This window comes from Pontibacter anaerobius (assembly GCF_026241195.1).
In the GTDB taxonomy this organism is placed as follows: Bacteria; Bacteroidota; Bacteroidia; order Cytophagales; family Hymenobacteraceae; genus Pontibacter; species Pontibacter anaerobius.
On record NZ_JAPFQO010000002.1, the window covers coordinates 342,530 to 359,651 of the forward strand.

At 49.8% G+C, this 17,122-nt stretch carries 13 protein-coding genes; 6 read left to right on the plus strand and 7 right to left on the minus strand.

What is annotated here, in order from left to right:
- Positions 1–9: 9 nt before the first annotated feature.
- Complete coding sequence (locus OO017_RS04830; protein ID WP_266051320.1) at positions 10–1,275, minus strand: asparagine synthetase B; 1,266 nt, start codon at positions 1,273–1,275, stop codon at positions 10–12.
- Between the two features lie 133 nt (positions 1,276–1,408).
- On the opposite strand from OO017_RS04830, the gene OO017_RS04835 reads away from it, so the two are divergent.
- Positions 1,409–2,653 carry an ABC transporter permease gene (locus OO017_RS04835; protein WP_266051321.1) on the plus strand — a complete coding sequence of 415 codons (1,245 nt, stop codon included), beginning with the start codon at positions 1,409–1,411 and terminating at the stop codon, positions 2,651–2,653.
- Between the two features lie 85 nt (positions 2,654–2,738).
- Here the strand turns inward: OO017_RS04835 and OO017_RS04840 are convergent, their stop codons facing one another.
- From OO017_RS04840 to OO017_RS19960, 3 genes are all read right to left on the minus strand, one after another.
- Positions 2,739–3,359 (minus strand): OmpH/Skp family outer membrane protein, encoded by a 621-nt coding sequence (locus tag OO017_RS04840; protein WP_266051322.1) that lies wholly within the window; start codon positions 3,357–3,359, stop codon positions 2,739–2,741.
- A 68-nt stretch (positions 3,360–3,427) separates the two neighbouring features.
- Entirely contained in the window at positions 3,428–4,747 is a 1,320-nt protein-coding gene (mtaB, locus tag OO017_RS04845; RefSeq protein ID WP_266051323.1) for a tRNA (N(6)-L-threonylcarbamoyladenosine(37)-C(2))-methylthiotransferase MtaB, read from the minus strand.
- A 136-nt stretch (positions 4,748–4,883) separates the two neighbouring features.
- The gene (locus tag OO017_RS19960; RefSeq protein ID WP_266051324.1) at positions 4,884–6,725 is read right to left on the minus strand and encodes an LTA synthase family protein; all 1,842 of its coding nucleotides are present in this window, start codon (positions 6,723–6,725) and stop codon (positions 4,884–4,886) included.
- Between the two features lie 267 nt (positions 6,726–6,992).
- Between OO017_RS19960 and OO017_RS04855 the strand changes: the two genes are divergently transcribed.
- Positions 6,993–9,182 (plus strand): glutamine synthetase III family protein, encoded by a 2,190-nt coding sequence (locus OO017_RS04855; protein WP_266051325.1) that lies wholly within the window; start codon positions 6,993–6,995, stop codon positions 9,180–9,182.
- A 59-nt stretch (positions 9,183–9,241) separates the two neighbouring features.
- On the opposite strand, the gene OO017_RS04860 is transcribed toward OO017_RS04855, so the two are convergent.
- Positions 9,242–9,607, minus strand: coding sequence for a hypothetical protein (locus tag OO017_RS04860; protein WP_266051326.1), 366 nt, complete (start codon positions 9,605–9,607; stop codon positions 9,242–9,244).
- 7 nt (positions 9,608–9,614) lie between these two features.
- Positions 9,615–10,148, minus strand: coding sequence for a flavodoxin family protein (locus OO017_RS04865; protein ID WP_266051327.1), 534 nt, complete (start codon positions 10,146–10,148; stop codon positions 9,615–9,617).
- 174 nt (positions 10,149–10,322) lie between these two features.
- Between OO017_RS04865 and ispG the strand changes: the two genes are divergently transcribed.
- From ispG to OO017_RS04885, 4 genes are all read left to right on the plus strand, one after another.
- The gene (gene ispG / locus OO017_RS04870) at positions 10,323–12,293 is read left to right on the plus strand and encodes a (E)-4-hydroxy-3-methylbut-2-enyl-diphosphate synthase (protein ID WP_266051328.1); all 1,971 of its coding nucleotides are present in this window, start codon (positions 10,323–10,325) and stop codon (positions 12,291–12,293) included.
- 122 nt (positions 12,294–12,415) lie between these two features.
- Positions 12,416–12,583: a DUF6728 family protein gene (locus OO017_RS04875; RefSeq protein ID WP_266051329.1), complete on the plus strand. Its 168-nt coding sequence runs from the start codon at positions 12,416–12,418 to the stop codon at positions 12,581–12,583.
- 9 nt (positions 12,584–12,592) lie between these two features.
- Positions 12,593–12,949, plus strand: a complete 357-nt coding sequence (locus tag OO017_RS04880) for an MmcQ/YjbR family DNA-binding protein (protein WP_266051330.1) — start codon at positions 12,593–12,595, stop codon at positions 12,947–12,949.
- Between the two features lie 213 nt (positions 12,950–13,162).
- Positions 13,163–13,663, plus strand: coding sequence for a MarR family winged helix-turn-helix transcriptional regulator (locus OO017_RS04885; protein WP_266051331.1), 501 nt, complete (start codon positions 13,163–13,165; stop codon positions 13,661–13,663).
- A 257-nt stretch (positions 13,664–13,920) separates the two neighbouring features.
- Here OO017_RS04885 and leuS read toward each other — a convergent pair whose 3' ends face one another.
- On the minus strand, positions 13,921–16,689 hold the full coding sequence (leuS, locus tag OO017_RS04890; protein ID WP_266051332.1) for a leucine--tRNA ligase: 2,769 nt from the start codon (positions 16,687–16,689) through the stop codon (positions 13,921–13,923).
- Positions 16,690–17,122: the final 433 nt, after the last annotated feature.

The window sequence follows — 17,122 nt, forward strand, 5'->3', positions numbered from 1 at the left end:
ATAACTGAATCATGTCTTTTGTTTCTTCTTCTTAGCAGCCGGGAAAAGTATGTTGTTCAGGATAAGACGGTAACCGGGTGAGTTAGGGTGCAGGTTCAGGTCTGTCGGGTCTTCGCCCACCAGGTGTTGGTAGTCTTCCGGGTCGTGGCCGCCGTAGAAGGTCCAGGTGCCGCGGGCGTAGGTGCCGTGCATGTAGCGTATCTCACCTAAATCTTTGTTCTCGCCCATTACCACCACCTCCGGCTTCACCAGGCTCTTCCGGAACGCTGTGGTCTGGCCCATGAACCCTTTTATTGTTTTAGCGTGGTTCTGCGTCAGCATGGTTGGGATGGGGTCCCATTTGGCGGAGAAGGTAAACAGCTGGAAATAATCGTTAGCCTCGTTTACGGGCCGCTCCTGCGGCTGCATGTCGATGTCGGAGTACTCATACTCCAGAGGGTTACGCGAAATTCTGAAATCCTGGAACGCGAAGGTTTTGGTGTAGTCTAGTTTCTGCTGCGCATTCGGGTCTGCGGCATCGCCGTCAAACATGGCCTCCACAATGTCTACTCCTTCGGCGGCCAGGGCAATATCATAGGTATCGGTGGCTGAGCACATGGCAAAAAGGAAACCCCCACCTGCCGTGAAGTCTTTTATCTTATTTACTACCGCCAGCTTTAGCTGCGATACTTTCTTAAATCCAAGCTCTGTGGCTGATTCTTCAGACTCGCGCTGCTGCTCCTGGTACCAGGGGTAATGGCGGTAGCTGGCGTAAAACTTGCCGTACTGACCAGTAAAGTCTTCATGGTGCAGGTGTAGCCAGTCATACTTCGGAAGCTCCTCCTGAATGATTTCCTTGTCATAAATCACATCATACGGAATTTCTGCATAAGTCAGTACCAGCGTTACGGCATCATCCCAGGGCATTTTAGACTTGGGTGAGTATACGGCGACCTTTGGTACCTTCTCCAGTTTCATGATATCCATGTTAGCCTCCGGGTTACCGATCTCGGTCAGGATGCTGTTATACTGGGCATCAGAGATAACAGTATAGCTCACACCGCGCACAATCAGCTCGTTTTCCAGCTGTGGCAGGTGGTTAAAGGCAAAGCTCCCGCCCCTGTAATTCAGAAGCCAGTCTACAGGTACATGCTGGCCCAGCACCCAGTAGGCAATGCCGTAGGATTTCAGGTGATCTTTCTGCGTCTCATCCATCGGGATAAGTATGGTGCTTGCCCAGGCAGGAGATGAGAACAGCAGGAGGCAAAGTATAAGCGCGGTGGTACGGAAAAACATCAGGTTCGTCTTTAAAAAGTCATCAACTGTATAAAAGTGGTTCTTTTTTCAGAAAATGCCGCTATCTTAGAAGCAGCGTGCCGATTTTTATACTTAACGTAAAAGATAACAAAAGCGCACATCTTTTCAACCGATGAACCTACTCGAAAATATTTTAGAGGGCCTGAGAGCCATTCAGGGGAACCTGCTCCGTACTATACTTACCGGCCTGATCATTTCAATCGGTATTATGTCGTTGGTGGGTATCCTCACGGCCGTGGACGGAATGAAATACTCGCTCACGCAAACCTTTTCTAACCTGGGTGCCAACTCCTTCGATATTCGCAAGAAGGGCATGAACAACCGGGGCAGCCGTGGGGGGCGTGTCGAGAAAGTATACCCGAATATCGACTACGACCAGGCCACACAATACAAGACACTGATGAAGGATGAGGCCCGCGTGAGCCTGTCGGCCTTTGTTTCAGGGGCTACTGTGGTGAAGAGTGAGACGGAGAAGACAAACCCGAACATTAGCGTGGTGGGCGCCGACGAAAACTACATGCTCAACAACAACCTGAACCTGGCCAAGGGTCGCGACTTCTCGAACTTTGAGCAGGAGCAGGGAACGAATGTCGCCATTGTAGGAGATGAGATCGCCTCGACGCTTTTTAAGAACAAGGACGCTATCGGGGAGTACATTACTTTTCTGGGCCGCAGGTTTAAGATAGTGGGGCAGATGGAGAAGGCAGGCAGCAGCATGGGCGGCAGCAGCGACAGGCGTATACTTATACCTTTAGAAACCGGCCGACAGATTCCCAGGAACGGCAACTCTGAGCTAAACTATGACATCAAGACGGCTATTTTCAGGGCGGATGAATTGAACTATGTAATGGGAGAGGCCACGGGCACCATGCGTAATATAAGGCAGGATGGCCTTGGGCAGGAAGATTCCTTTGAGATACGGCGTTCAGATTCGCTGGTGCAGAGCCTGGACGAAATATCGGGCTACCTGAAACTGGGTGGTGGCGTGATCGGGTTCATTACTTTACTCGGAGCTTCGGTGGGTTTGATGAACATTATGATGGTGTCTGTAAACGAGCGCACCCGCGAAATAGGCGTACGCAAGGCACTTGGGGCAACTTCTTTCCAAATACGTCAGCAGTTCCTGATTGAGGCCATTGTCATCTGCGTGATGGGTGGGCTGGTCGGTATCATGCTGGGCATCTTGATGGGCAATGGCATAGCTGCGCTGATTGCAGATGGTGCCGGCTTCTTTGTGCCGTGGGTATGGGTGTTTACCGGGCTTACCATTTGTGTGTTGGTTGGCGTTATCTCCGGCTACTACCCGGCCTACAAAGCCTCTAAACTTGATCCGATTGAGTCTCTGCGGTACGAGTAGTAAAGTATAAATCAAGTTTCCCGGAAACAGAAAGGCCTGCACCAATTAAGCTGCAGGCCTTTTTGATATATACTTTCAGAAGTGTTTACTTCTTCTTTACTTCTTCCTTTTTCTTGTCAGCCTCGGCTTTCTCAGACTCGTAGGTTTTGTTAAGCGCTTCTACTACACTTTCGGTAACGTCCAGGGTAGAGTCGCCGTACAGGATGGCGCTGTTGCCACGCTGGTAGGTAAGCACCATTTTGTAGCCTTTCTCTTCGCTCAACTGCTTCAGGTACTCCTCTACACGGTCGTAGATTTTCTTCATTTCTTCAGATTCTTCTGTCATCAGCTCGTTGCCGGAGCTCTGCTGCAACGCCTGCAGTTGCTGCTGCTTTTGCATCAGGCGCTGCTCAGTGGCCTGGGCCTGCTGCTGTGTCATGCCGCCAGCGTTCTGCTGGAAGCGCTGTACTTCTTTCTGGAAAGACTCGGCCTGCGTGCGCAGATCTTTCTCTTTCTGCTCAGCCTTTGTCTGCAGGCGGGAGCGTACATCCTTAAAGTATTCGTAGTTCGCCAGCAACGAGTCAGAGTTCACATACACGATCTCGGGCGTACCTGCTGTAGTCTCAGTAGCAGAGGCGGCAGTGGTGCCGTTGTTGGGGTTCTGGTTGCAGGCTACCATCATGGCAGAGGCCGCGGCCAGACCTAATGTCATTTTTAAAACTTTCACGCTTTATCTTAATTTGTTTAGTTGGAAGATTTCGCAGCCTAAATATAAATGATTTCCGAGGCAAAAACCTAATGCCGCAGCACCTCCTGGAAAGTTTCCTCGGCTTCCATCAGCCCCTCAGCATCCAGTTGAGTCAGGCGCACGTGCTTGGTTTCGTTTACCAGCACCGGGTCATACTTGGCCACTACGCGTACGTAGTTCTCAGTCCAGCCCTCCATTTTGCCGTCTTTCACGTCGTCCTCAAACAGCACAGTAAACTCTTTGCCTATATTCTGCTCGTAGAAATGGCGTTTTTTCTTCTCGGAAAGTATGCGGAGCATGTCGGCGCGGCGGTTGCGGTCTTTTATACTTACCTTGCCCTCCATGTCGGGAGCCAGTGTATTCTCACGTTCAGAGTAAGGGAACACATGCAGGTAGCTCACATCCAGTTCGTTCAGGAAGTTATAAGTCTCCAGGAAATCCTCCTCCGTCTCACCCGGGAAACCCACGATCACATCCACACCGATACAGCAATGCGGCATCAGCGATTTGATTTTGGCCACACGGTCGGCGTAGAGCTCGCGCTGATAACGGCGGCGCATCAACTTCAGTATCTTGTTGGAACCTGACTGCAGCGGCACGTGGAAGTGCGGCATGAAGCGCTGGCTCTGACTTACAAATTCAATGATTTCATCTTTCAGCAGGTTCGGCTCGATAGAGGAGATGCGGAAGCGGTTTATACCTTCCACTTTATCCAAGGCCTGCACCAGTTCAAAGAAAGACTCCACACGCTTGCCGTTCTGTAATCCAAAATCGCCGGTGTTTACACCTGTCAGCACAATCTCTTTTACGCCGGACTCAGCAATCTCCTCAGCAGATCTTACCACATTAGAGATACTGTCGGAGCGGCTGTTGCCACGCGCTAACGGAATGGTGCAGAAGGAGCAGGAATAGTCGCAGCCGTCCTGTACTTTAAGGAAGGTGCGGGTACGGTCTCCGAAGGAGTAGGAATTATGGAACGTATTGGCCTTTGAGATCGGGCTGGCGTATACCTGCGCCTTGTCCTTTTTCTCGAACGTCTCCAGGATGTCCACCAGCTGAAACTTCTCTGCGGCACCCAGCACGGCGTCTACCCCCGGAATCTCAGAGATTTCCTTTGGTTTAAGCTGCGCGTAACAGCCTACAATTGTGATAAAGGCATCCGGAGAGTGCTTCTGGGCCTCCTTCACAATCTTGCGGCACTTCTTATCGGCATTATCGGTCACCGAGCAGGTGTTGATGACGTAGATATCCGGTTTATCGGTAAACTCTACTTTCTCGAAACCCCGCTCCTGGAAAATACGCCCGATCGTGCTGGTTTCGGAGTAGTTAAGTTTACATCCTAAGGTATAAAAAGCTACTTTCTTCATAATCAGGGGGCAAAGGTACGAATTTTTATTGTGAGTGCGTAAAGGTGGCGTAACGTGATTTAAGGGCGACAAATAGTAAAATGGCAATTAAAGTAAGGAAGTGAATTTGACCATTCCGTGTATCGACCATTTATACTTATTTTTTAACAAAGTCCTCAAATGAAGTCTGCATGTATGCCTTGCCTGTTTGAAGTTGCTCTTCGGTAATGCGTTCCTCGCGTAGTATGGGCTTCTGCGCTACGTTATCAAAGGCCAGCGCTCCTGCCGAAGTGACGAACCCGAAGCCATCGTTAAAAACATAAAACGCAAAAGGAGAGGGGTTTGGTGCCATCAGGTTTCGGCTCCACTTAAAGGCCTGGTGCGGAAGGTTTAACTGGGCCAGCAGGGTGGCGGCAATGTCTGTCTGGCTCCCGATGCCTTCAATTACAATCCCTTCTTTCTCAAGTGCTCCACCTGTAAGTATAAACGGGATTTTATACTTGCCGGGCGCATGGTTCGGATCATTACCCGGCAGTCGGTGGCCATGGTCCGCGGCCAATACAACTAGTGTGTTTTGCCACCAATCCTGCTTTTTTGCTTCCTCTATAAACTTTCCCAAAGCCCAATCGGTATAGAACACGCTGTTGCGGAACTGTGCCTCCTCGTCATTGCCGGCAAACTTAGCCGGAATCGGTATTTCGAAGGGCTCGTGGCTGCTCAAAGTATAAACTGTGCTGAAAAAAGGCTGTTTCTCCTGCTTCAGTTCCTGCTGGACCTTCTCAAACAGCACATGGTCGTGCGCGCCCCACTTTGAATTATAGGTACTCGGGTCGAAATCATACTTGTCCACCAACTTATCATAGCCGCCATTGCGCAGGTATGATTTGATATTAGCAAACTCGAGTTCTCCGCCATAATAATAACTGGTGCTGTAGCCCTGTTGTTCAAACACCTCGCTCAGCTGCGGTAATTTTTCTGACTTGTGCGGGTACTTTATAATAGAGGTAGTGGTTTGTACCGGGTAGCCGCTCAGCAGCGCCACCATGCCTTTTTCGCTGCGGTCGCCGGCAGCGTAGATGTTGGTGAAGCTGATACCCTCCGCTGCCAGTTTATCCAGGTTAGGTGTTATACCTTTCTCGCCGCCCAAGCTCTCAACAAACTTGGCTGTATAACTTTCAAGGATAATGAACAACACGTTTGGCCGCTGTACGCACAAAAGCTGCTCGGTAGAATCTGTTGGTGCTGAAGTATAAAGCGCCTGCACCATCTTCTGCGCTTGGTCCTCTGGCATGTACTTATAAGGGTTGCTGCCCGATTTCTCATACTTCAGGAGGGCGTGCATCAGGTTCCAGGGCATGTTCAGGCCGGCGTGGTTGGCAAATGGCTTATCCGAGAAGTATACCACGCTTTGGTTAATTGGAATCTGCTGCCACCCGCCACGCAGGGGCAGTATGAGCAAAGCAGCAAAAACGAATGAGATACCGGCCAGCAGCCACTTATTTGCCCTATGGCTATAGGTTGCCAGGTCAAAGTACCGGCGAAAAAAGAGTATAAACACACCCGAAACGGCCAGCGTCACCATGAAAAGTATGAACAGAGGCGCAGAGGCGGCAGAGGCAGTCATCTCGGTGGGAGAGTTCAGATACTGCAGGGGCGAGGCATCCAGCCGGAATCCCCAGTGGCTGTAGAGCTCCAAATCTACAGTCAATAGCGTAGAGAGCAGTGCGAGCAGCACAATCGTATAGTAACGTACAGCTGTAGCCACCTGCAGCCGATGCCACAGGCTAGCCAATAGCAAGAGCAGAAACGGAAGTATACTTATATAAGCCGCAAAAGAGGCATCCAGCCGCAGGCCATACACAAAAGTATAAAGTACATCTGAGGAAGTAAGCTCTGCGCTGCGGTCCAGGTGATACACCAGAAAAACAGCTCTGGCTACTACAAAGTATAGCATCCAGAACAGGAAGTATAAGGGTTGGAAGAAAATGCGTTTTTTCACGGCGCAAATATAAACTATATGTCAGCCTCCCATAACAGATAATTTGAATAGTTAGTTTCTGATTGTTTTGTGTAGGGGGTGTTTATTTATAGGGGTGCTGTGAGGATATAGGTTGATTGTGGAGTGGAGGGTAATTCTTAAAAGGGGGTGGTCAGGCGAAAATGGCGTAAAATCTGAATTTGCCCCATTAAAAATGATACCCTTTTATTTTGATGTTGATATTTCTGATTATATTTGCTGCATATATTTAACCCAACCCAAAACCCCATGGCAATTCTTAGATTTAAAGCGCTGGAGCTTGCAAGTCAGCGAAAACCGGGAGAGGTAATCTTACCTTCCCACAAAATCTCTGATTACTTCGGAGAGAACGTATTTACCAAGTCTGCATTGCGTTCTACCATGTCGTCTGAAAACTATAAACGCCTGCAGCGCACCATTGAGGCCGGCGATAAGGTAGACCGGGACCTGGCTGACGCTGTGGCGGCTGCCATGAAAACCTGGGCCATGAGCAAGGGTGCTACGCACTACACGCACTGGTTTCAGCCTCTTACTGGCGCTACTGCCGAAAAGCATGACTCTTTCTTTGATCTGTCTGGCGATGGCGAGGCGATTGAAAGCTTTAAGGGCAGCGCCCTGGTGCAGCAGGAGCCTGATGCTTCTTCTTTCCCGAGCGGTGGTATCCGTAATACCTTTGAGGCCCGCGGCTACAGCGCCTGGGACCCATCTTCCCCGGCTTTCCTGATCGAGAATGCCGGCACTAAAACGCTTTGTATCCCGACTATATTTGTGTCTTACACGGGTGAGGCACTCGACTATAAAACACCTTTGCTCAAGTCTTTGAAGCTGCTGAACGACGCCGCCGTGCCAGTTTGCCAGTACTTTGACAAAGACGTGAACAAGGTGAACACCACCCTGGGCATTGAGCAGGAGTATTTCCTGGTAGACAAAGCGCTTTACGAAGCACGCCCTGACCTGGTGATCTCCGGCCGTACCGTGTTCGGGCACTCCCCGGCCAAGGGACAGCAGCTGGAGGACCACTACTTCGGTAGCATCCCGAGCCGGGTACATGCCTTTATGGTTGATTTTGAGAAGACTTCCCTACGACTGGGTATTCCGCTCAGAACTCGCCACAACGAAGTTGCCCCGAACCAGTTTGAGTGCGCCCCTACCTTTGAGGATGCCAACCTGGCTGTAGACCACAACCAGCTACTAATGGACATCATGGACCGTGTGGCAGAGCGCCATAACTTTAAAGTGCTACTTCATGAGAAGCCATTTAAAGGTGTTAACGGCAGTGGCAAACATAATAACTGGGCCATGAGCACCAACACGGGGGTAAACCTCTTAAGCCCGGGTAAAAAACCGAAAGAGAACTTGCAGTTCCTCACGTTCTTTATCAACACCATTAAAGCAGTATACACCCACGCCGATCTGATGCGCGCAAGTATAGCCTCAGCCAGCAACGATCACCGACTTGGAGCTAACGAGGCCCCGCCGGCAATTATGTCCGTGTTTATCGGACAGCAGCTGACAGCCGTACTAGATGAGTTTGAGCGTACCTCTAAAGTGCCGATCGAGAAGGGAGATAACATGTACCTGAAGCTAGGCATTGACCGCATTCCGGAAGTACTCCGCGACAACACCGATCGTAACCGTACTTCTCCGTTTGCTTTTACAGGCAATAAGTTTGAGTTCCGTGCGGTAGGTTCAACAGCCAACTCATCCTCCCCGATGACGGTGCTGAACACGATTGTAGCAGATCAGTTACAGGAGTTCCGCAAGTCTGTGGACGAGCTGATCGAGTCTGGTATGAAAAAAGAGCTGGCCATTATCCAGATTCTGCGTGAGTACGTGGCTGCCTCTAAGGCTATCCGCTTTGAGGGCAACGGTTACTCCAAGGAGTGGGAAGAAGAGGCAGAGCGCCGTGGGCTCTCCAACATTAAAGCTACACCGCTTGCACTGGATGTGTACGAAAGGGCTGAGGTGAAAGAGATATTTGCCAAACACGGCATCTTCTCTGAAGTAGAGCTGGAGGCACGCCATGAGATTCTGCTGGAAGAGTACAGCAAGAAGATACAGATAGAGTCACGCATTATGGGCGACCTGGCCATGAACCACGTGATCCCGACTGCCATCGCTTACCAGAACAAGCTTATCCAGAACATCCGTGGCCTGAAAGAGCTGGGGCTGGAGGATGAGTACACGGAGAGCACCATCGAGGGTATCAAGAAAATGTCGAGCCACATCACTTCTATCCAGAAGAATGTGCGCGACATGGTGAACGCCCGAAAAGTGGCAAACAAAGTGGAGGATGCCCGTGAGCGCGCCATCATGTATAACGAGCAGGTGCTAAGCTATTTCGAGCCTATTCGTTACAGTGTAGATAAACTGGAACTGATGGTGGATGACGAGGATTGGCCACTGGTGAAATACCGCGAGCTGCTGTTCCGCCACTAAGATTATAGTTTTTATTAGGTTGATACGTGAAGGCTCCCGCATTGGGAGCCTTTGCTTTTTTAGCGCTTCACCCGTTTTATGAGTTCTCCGGCAGCCTGGGCAAGAATAATGGGGAGCAATATAACAGCCAAACCAACTGCTATGATCTTGCGCAAACCAAGCCGCATGATAAGCTTGCCAATTACCCGGTCGCGGAGCTCGTAGTATAAAAACTTGCCGGTACTTGTCATCGGTTTCCCCTTCAGCACATCCTGTACTTCGCGCCAGTTGCCCCGCTCTATCTGGTGGCGCAGGTACTGTAGCACGGTATCCTTGGTAATGTAATAAGCCTGGCTCATCTGCTCCTGGCGTAGTTGTCCCCACTGCTGCAGCTGCTGTAGCTTTGGCCAGGCGTTTTTTGGTATAAACTGGTGCATGTAGATCATAGGTACATCAAGTATATACTTGTTCTACGAAAGATGCTGTTTTTGGGAGGTTTGAAGCATGTAGTTGTGCCGCAGTGCTGTAGTAGCAGCCGTTGTAGTGCATGTCGAAATAAGCAGCCGTTAACCTGAAGGGCTCTTCAAAACCGAATGGCAGCTTCTCGTCGGTGCCTACCGCTAAAAGGTATACTTTCTTGCCCTCCATTTGCCTGCCAAGCTCTTTATGAATGGTCACCAGGTCCGTTAACCGATCGAAAAAGTTTTTTAGCATACCGCTCATGCTGTACCAGTAAACCGGCGTAGCGAAGATTATTTTATCATGCTGCAACATCACCCCGGCTATACTTGTAAATTCATCTTCTTCAGCATAAACACCTTTGTAAGTATAAGGCATGATGTGGTGGTCCATCAGGTTGACCAGCTTATACTTTTGATCCGCTAACACTTTACGCACTACTAATTGTGTATCGCTGTTTTGCCGCGCGCTGGCAAGTATAACCAGTGGCGTTGTGGTGGCAGAAGATTGGGCTGTTGCTGTAGCCATACTTTGGAGTTTTACAGATAAATGAAAGCAAGTATAAGTATGCGCTTTTATACCTTACTTTGAAAAGGAGCTAAGATGCGGGAGCTTGAGCAGAAAATTACGTATTTTGCCGATTGAACAAAGCAGCCGCTACTTTAGTTAAAGATACGCATGGATTGTCAACTTGAACATACAATGAATTCTTACTGCCCAAGCCTGGTAGAGTATAAGCGCCGTAAAACGCGCGTCGTGAACATCGGCGGCGTGCCGGTTGGTGGAGATAACCCAATCAGGGTGCAATCGATGACCACGGTGGATACCATGGATACCGAAGGCTCGGTGGAGCAGTGCATCCGCATGATTGAGGCTGGTTGCGAGTATATCCGCATCACGGCACCAAGTATAAAAGAGGCTGAAAACCTTCAGAACATAAAAGATGCGTTGCGCTTGCGCGGTTACAACGTGCCGCTAATCGCTGATATCCACTTTACCCCTAATGCCGCCGAGGTGGCTGCCCGCATCGTGGAGAAGGTGCGCGTGAACCCGGGCAATTATGCCGATAAAAAGAAGTTTCAGGTTATTGAGTACGACGACGCCTCTTACCAGGCTGAGTTGGACCGAATTCGCGAGCGCTTCGTGCCGCTGGTGCGCATCTGCAAAGAGCACGGCACCGCCATGCGCATCGGTACGAACCACGGCTCCTTGTCTGACCGCATCCTGAGCCGATATGGCGATACCCCGCTAGGCATGGTGGAGAGTGCGCTGGAGTTTATCCGTATATGCGAGGACGAAGGGTTTTTCGATATCGTGATTTCCATGAAAGCCTCCAACACACAGGTGATGGTGCAGGCCTACCGTTTGCTGGTACAGAAGCTGGATGATGAGGGGCTGCAGCCCTATCCGTTGCACCTGGGTGTAACAGAAGCCGGGGAGGCGGAGGATGGCCGCATCAAGTCTGCCGTAGGTATCGGCACCTTACTGGAGGACGGTTTGGGAGACACCGTTCGTGTTTCCCTGACGGAGGCACCCGAAGCGGAGGCACCGGTAGCACAGGCTCTTATTGACCGTTATACCCATCGTGCAGAGAAGGCGCAGCCCATTAAGCCGCTTTGTAAAAACCCGATCGACCCGTTTCAGTACCACCGCCGCGAGACCGTGGAGGTAGAGAACCTGGGCGGGCTGAATGTGCCCCGCGTGGTAGCGGACCTAAGCCGACTGACCGATATAAAGTATGCCGACCTGAAGGCTGTAGGCCATTTGTACTCCATGCTGCTCGATAAGTTTAACATGAACGACCTGGGCGCTGACTATATTTACACCGGCGATAACCCAATTTCGTTTATGTTGCCGAACGGCCTGAAGGAGATCGTGAATTATACTGCCTGGCAACAGGCGGAGCAGCGCGACGACCGCCATCCGCTGATGCACACAGAGGAATACTTATCTAGTGCGGAACGTCATGGCAAGCTGAATTTTATACTTGCCGCCATTGGCGATATTTCACCGGAACTGATAGAAGCGTTGAAGCAGGACAGGACAACTGTGCTGATGCTGCACACCCAAAACGAGCATGCCATGCCGGAGCTGCGCAAATGCTTTATCCGGTTAATGAATAACGGGATCCAAACGCCCTGCATTATCAAGCGTTCCTATGGCGACCTGACACCGGACCAGGTGCAGCTGTATGCCGCGACCGATGTAGGCGGTTTGCTCATTGACGGCCTGGGTGACGGTGTGCTGCTGAGCACAGAGCTGCTGCCGGAACAGGAGAAGCAGGAAGAACTGCAGACCATTGACACATTGAACAAGCTGAGTTTTGGTATACTGCAGGCTGCCCGCACCCGCATGAGCAAAACAGAGTACATCAGTTGCCCAAGTTGCGGCCGCACCCTGTTCGACCTACAGGAAACCACAGCCATGATACGCAAACGTACCGACCACCTGAAAGGAGTGAAGATCGGTATTATGGGTTGCATTGTAAACGGACCTGGCGAAATGGCCGACGCTGACTATGGTTATGTAGGCGTTGGCAAGGATAAGATTGCGCTGTACCGTGGGCAGACCGTGGTAAAGAAATCCGTACCTGCTGACCGCGCCGTGGACGAACTAATAGAACTAATACGCGAGGATAGCAGGTGGATTGAGCCGGTACAGTTGGAGGAGTAAGCTTAATCCGTGGCGGAAATCAAATTGATATCCCTGCAAATTTGGATATTAACTCGCATTACAAGTCTGAATTGCCAGAAAATAGTGACTCAGACTTTTATTTACACCGAAAACCATGTATTATGAAAAAGGGACTGTTTAACCTGTCGGAGGTGGCCACTTATTTCTTTCGGAAGAAGGACCCCAACCGCAAGACGAATTTCAACCTTCGTACAATGCATACCATTAATAAAATATCGATTCTGATGTTTCTGGCGGGCATAGTATACTTTATAGTAAAGCACATTTAAGGCAGGAACATGAACATTGAGGACTTCAGAGATTACTGTCTGGCAAAACCAGGTACAACCGAAGAAACACCTTTTGATGAAGATACACTGGTGTTTAAAGTATGTGGTAAAATATATGCGCTTTGCAGTATCGCTGGGTACAGCAATGGTATAAACCTGAAATGCGACCCTGAAAAGGCAGTGGAGCTAAGGGAAAGCTACACACAGGTTAAACCCGGCTACCACATGAGCAAAATACACTGGAACACAGTATTGCCGGAAGCCGGCTTACCCCATAACCTGATCAGAGAGTGGATAGATGATTCTTATACTTTAGTGGCAAGCAAACTCAAGAAAGCACAGCAGCAGGAGCTAGGTTTGGCTTGATATTTCTGTTGAGGAGGAGGTGGTGGAGTGGAAAACCTGCGATATAGTTATAAAGTCAATCAGCGTGTATCTATATCAGTGTTATGAGGTTAACGGGGCTTTATCCCATTAATTTCACTAAAAGTAACGTTTAGGATGATTTTTTTATTGTGTTAAAAGTTCCTCAATTGCAAAATTTTTCTTATAATTGAGAAACTCACCTTAACACATCCTATGTCCCTTAACAATCAATTATGTATTAGTTCCTTTAGGAACGAGTGGCAGAAAGCCAGCATTAGCATCCTTTATACCCACGGCTTCCTGAGCAACAGTCAGGAGAGTTTCTTTAAGAAACGTAGCCTCACCAGCCAGCAGTATAATGCTTTGCGCATTTTAAGAGAGCAATTCCCTAAACCTGTCTCTACCTCTTTTCTGCGCGAGAAAATGCTGGATAAAATGTCTGATGCCTCCAGGCTGGTTAGTCGCCTTAACGCAAAAGGCCTGGTAGATGTAAACCAAAACCCAACCGACAAGCGTCTGGTAAACATCCTGATTTCTACGGAAGGTCTTACCATCCTCAGCGAAATTGACCAGGAACTGTTTCAGCTGGATGCCCTGATGCAGGGTCTTACAGAAGACGAAGCCAGCACACTGGTGGATCTGCTGAGTAAGGTTCGCGAATCTATCGCAACAGTTGACGATAGAGTGGCCGCATTAGAGAGCATTAGCGCGTAAATAGCACCAAACTTTATTAACCTTACGCACCTTAAAACAGCCGAAGGTGATAGGAGAGGCCCATGCTTCTTCTGTCACCTTTTTTATTGATAATGAGTGCTGTAAATCCAAGTAAAGGTTATAATACAACTGATTAGAAGTTATAGGTCATACTTAACCAGGGAACAGAGCTGTTAAATTCCGGTAAAAAAAGAGGCCGCCCTGTTTTAGTTGCAGCGGCGGCTTCTTTTTCAGTTAGTTGGTATATGGGGGATTTTTTATACTACCACGTTAATGATTTTGTTAGGCACTATAATTATTTTCTTTGGTGCTTTTCCATCAAAAAACTTGGTTACCTGCTCCTCAGCCAACACGGCCTTCTCGATCTCCTCGCGCGGTGTATCCAAGGCAAATGTAAGCTTGGCACGCATTTTACCGTTCACCGATACCGGGTACTCAAATGTGTTCTCCACCAGGTACTCTTCCTTCCATTGTGGAAACTCGGCGTAGCTGATACTTTCGGTATGGCCCAACTGCTCCCACAGTTCCTCTGTGATGTGTGGTGCGTAAGGGGAGAGGATGACAGTTAATGGCTCCAGGATAGCACGTTTGTGGCAGTTTTGCTGCGTCAGCTCATTCACGCAGATCATGAAGGTAGACACGGAGGTGTTGAATGAGAAGCGCTCAATGTCTTCCTCCACCTTCTTGATCGTCTTGTGCAGCGACTTCAGTTCTTCTGCCGTTGGAGCCTCGTCTGTTACCTGCAGGTTTCCAGCCTTATCGAAGAACAGCTTCCAGTATTTCTTCAGGAATTTGTGCACGCCGTCCATGCCGTTGGTGTTCCAAGGCTTAAACTGCTCCAGCGGCCCCAGGAACATCTCGTACATGCGCAGTGTGTCGGCTCCCTGGCGCTCCACAATGTCATCCGGGTTTACTACGTTATACTTCGACTTCGACATCTTCTCAATCTCCACTCCGCAGATGTACTTACCATCCTCCAGAATAAATTCTGCATCCGCATTCTCAGATCTCCAGTTTTTAAAGGCCTCCAGGTCCAGTACATCGTTCTCCACAATATTCACGTCTACGTGCAGCTGCGAAGTGTCGTATTGCTCTTTCAGTCCATTGGAAACATACTTGTTGGTGCCGTTGATGCGGTAAACGAAGTTGGAACGACCCTGGATCATGCCCTGGTTGATAAGCTTTTTGAACGGCTCCTGTTCCACTACCAGCCCCATATCAAACATGAATTTGTTCCAGAAGCGGGAGTACAGCAGGTGGCCTGTGGCGTGCTCAGAACCACCGATGTATAAGTCTACATTACGCCAGTATTTCACGATGTCCGCGTCAGCAAAGGCATTGTCATTCTGCGGGTCCATATAGCGGTACCAGTACCAGCTGCTGCCAGCCCAGCCCGGCATGGTGCTCAGTTCATACTCGTGCTGGTTATCATACTTCCAGTCCACGGCGCGGCCCAATGGTGGCTCGCCTGTTTCTGTTGGCAGGTACTGATCGATCTTGGGCAGCTCCAGCGGCAGTTCTTCCTCTTTGATCAAGTGCGGCACACCGTTTTTGAAGTATACCGGCACCGGCTCGCCCCAGTAACGCTGGCGGCTGAAAACGGCATCGCGCATGCGGTACTGCGTGCGGCCCTTGCCCACGCCCAGTTCCTCGGCTTTAGCTATACCTGCCTTTATTGCGTCTTTCACCTCCATTCCGTTCAGGAAGCCGGAGTTGGTGATTTTGCCTTCCTTGCCAGCGTAAGCTTCCTCCTCGATATTTCCACCTTCCACTACCTGCGGAATCGGAAGGCCGAAGTGTTTGGCAAAGGCATAGTCGCGGCTATCGTGGCCTGGTACGGCCATTACGGCACCTGTACCATAGCCTGCCAGCACGTAATCGGCAATCCAGATCTGTACTTTGTCTCCGGAAAGAGGGTTGATGGCGTAGGCACCTGTAAACACACCGCTCACGGATTTCACATCTGTCATGCGCTCGCGCTCCGAGCGGTTTTTGGCGACTGTTACATACTCCTCAACTTCTTTACGCTGCGCATCGGTAGTGATCTGCTCTACCAGCTCATGCTCTGGCGCCAGCACCACAAATGATACCCCGAAAATTGTGTCGATGCGGGTCGTGAACACCTTGATCTTGTCATCAGCACCTTCCACTGAAAAGTCCAGCTCGGCACCAACCGATTTACCGATCCAGTTGCGCTGCATCTCTTTGATAGGCTCCGGCCAGTCGATTGTTTCCAGGCCCTGCAGCAGGCGTTCGGCATAGGCCGTGATACGCATCATCCATTGGCGCATTTTCTTGCGCTCTACCGGGTAGCCGCCACGCTCCGACACGCCACCTACTACTTCGTCGTTGGCCAGTACCGTACCCAGGGCAGGGCACCAGTTCACCACGGCTTCGGCAACATAGGTTAATCTATATTTTAGCAGGATTTCAGACTGCTGCTGCTCGTTCATCCCTTTCCAGTCTTCCGCAGAGAAAGCAGGCGTATCCTCGTCGCAGGCAGCGTTTACGTTGGCGTTGCCATTAGCTTCAAACTCAGCTATCAGCTTATCTACACTTTCCGCTTTATCAGCAGAATAGTTGTAATAGCTGTTAAACAGTTGCATGAATATCCACTGCGTCCACTTATAGTAGTTTGGCTCAGATGTGCGGATCTCGCGCTCCCAGTCAAAAGAGAAGCCAATGTTTTTTAGCTGCTCCACATAGCGCTTAATGTTTTGCTCTGTGGTAATGGCCGGGTGCTGACCGGTTTGGATTGCGTACTGCTCTGCCGGCAAACCAAAGGCATCAAAGCCCATCGGGTGCAGCACGTTGAAGCCCTTCAGGCGCTTGTAGCGGCTCACAATGTCAGAGGCGATGTAACCAAGCGGGTGGCCCACATGCAGACCGGCACCGGATGGGTACGGGAACATATCCAGGGCGTAGTACTTCGGTTTATCGCTGGTGGCAGTGGCTTTAAACGTCTGGTTTTCTTCCCAGTAACGCTGCCACTTTTTCTCAATCTGGTTGAAATTATACTCTGACATAGTGTATAGCTGTACTTTATATTCTAGTTGAACTGCTAAGATAATTCTTAATCTTTAATTGTTGGATTGTTGCAGGGCTAAATTCTTAGTTGGAATGGGATTTAGATTATTAAAAATAAGTAGATCCGTTTCCAACCACCCCTGCCCTTCAGCGTTACGCTCGCTAGTTTCAAACTCCCGTTTCATTAGTCTAATGCGGGTGGCTGAAATTTCATAGTTGAGGGATGTCATCAGCAAAAGTATAAACCCACCCCTAGAGCTACGCTCACTAGCTCAAAACTCTTGTTTTGGCTAGTCCAGAGGAGGGGTAATTTCAGCAGGCGATTACATCCGCTGACCCTTCGAAGGGGGACTTAGACCTCTTTTCATAGCAAAGGCAGCAGCTATTGAAACTGATCCCAGTCTTCCCGTTGAGCGCCTTTGGAGTTTTTCC

Excerpts from the sequence above, each read along its gene's own strand:
- OO017_RS04830 (WP_266051320.1), bottom strand. The coding sequence starts at position 1,275 with ATGTTTTTCCGTACCACCGCGCTTATACTTTGCCTCCTGCTGTTCTCA.
- OO017_RS04835 (WP_266051321.1), top strand. The coding sequence starts at position 1,409 with ATGAACCTACTCGAAAATATTTTAGAGGGCCTGAGAGCCATTCAGGGG.
- mtaB (WP_266051323.1), bottom strand. The coding sequence starts at position 4,747 with ATGAAGAAAGTAGCTTTTTATACCTTAGGATGTAAACTTAACTACTCC.
- OO017_RS04855 (WP_266051325.1), top strand. The coding sequence starts at position 6,993 with ATGGCAATTCTTAGATTTAAAGCGCTGGAGCTTGCAAGTCAGCGAAAA.
- OO017_RS04860 (WP_266051326.1), bottom strand. The coding sequence starts at position 9,607 with ATGATCTACATGCACCAGTTTATACCAAAAAACGCCTGGCCAAAGCTA.
- OO017_RS04865 (WP_266051327.1), bottom strand. The coding sequence starts at position 10,148 with ATGGCTACAGCAACAGCCCAATCTTCTGCCACCACAACGCCACTGGTT.
- ispG (WP_266051328.1), top strand. The coding sequence starts at position 10,323 with ATGAATTCTTACTGCCCAAGCCTGGTAGAGTATAAGCGCCGTAAAACG.
- OO017_RS04875 (WP_266051329.1), top strand. The coding sequence starts at position 12,416 with ATGAAAAAGGGACTGTTTAACCTGTCGGAGGTGGCCACTTATTTCTTT.
- OO017_RS04880 (WP_266051330.1), top strand. The coding sequence starts at position 12,593 with ATGAACATTGAGGACTTCAGAGATTACTGTCTGGCAAAACCAGGTACA.
- OO017_RS04885 (WP_266051331.1), top strand. The coding sequence starts at position 13,163 with ATGTCCCTTAACAATCAATTATGTATTAGTTCCTTTAGGAACGAGTGG.
- leuS (WP_266051332.1), bottom strand. The coding sequence starts at position 16,689 with ATGTCAGAGTATAATTTCAACCAGATTGAGAAAAAGTGGCAGCGTTAC.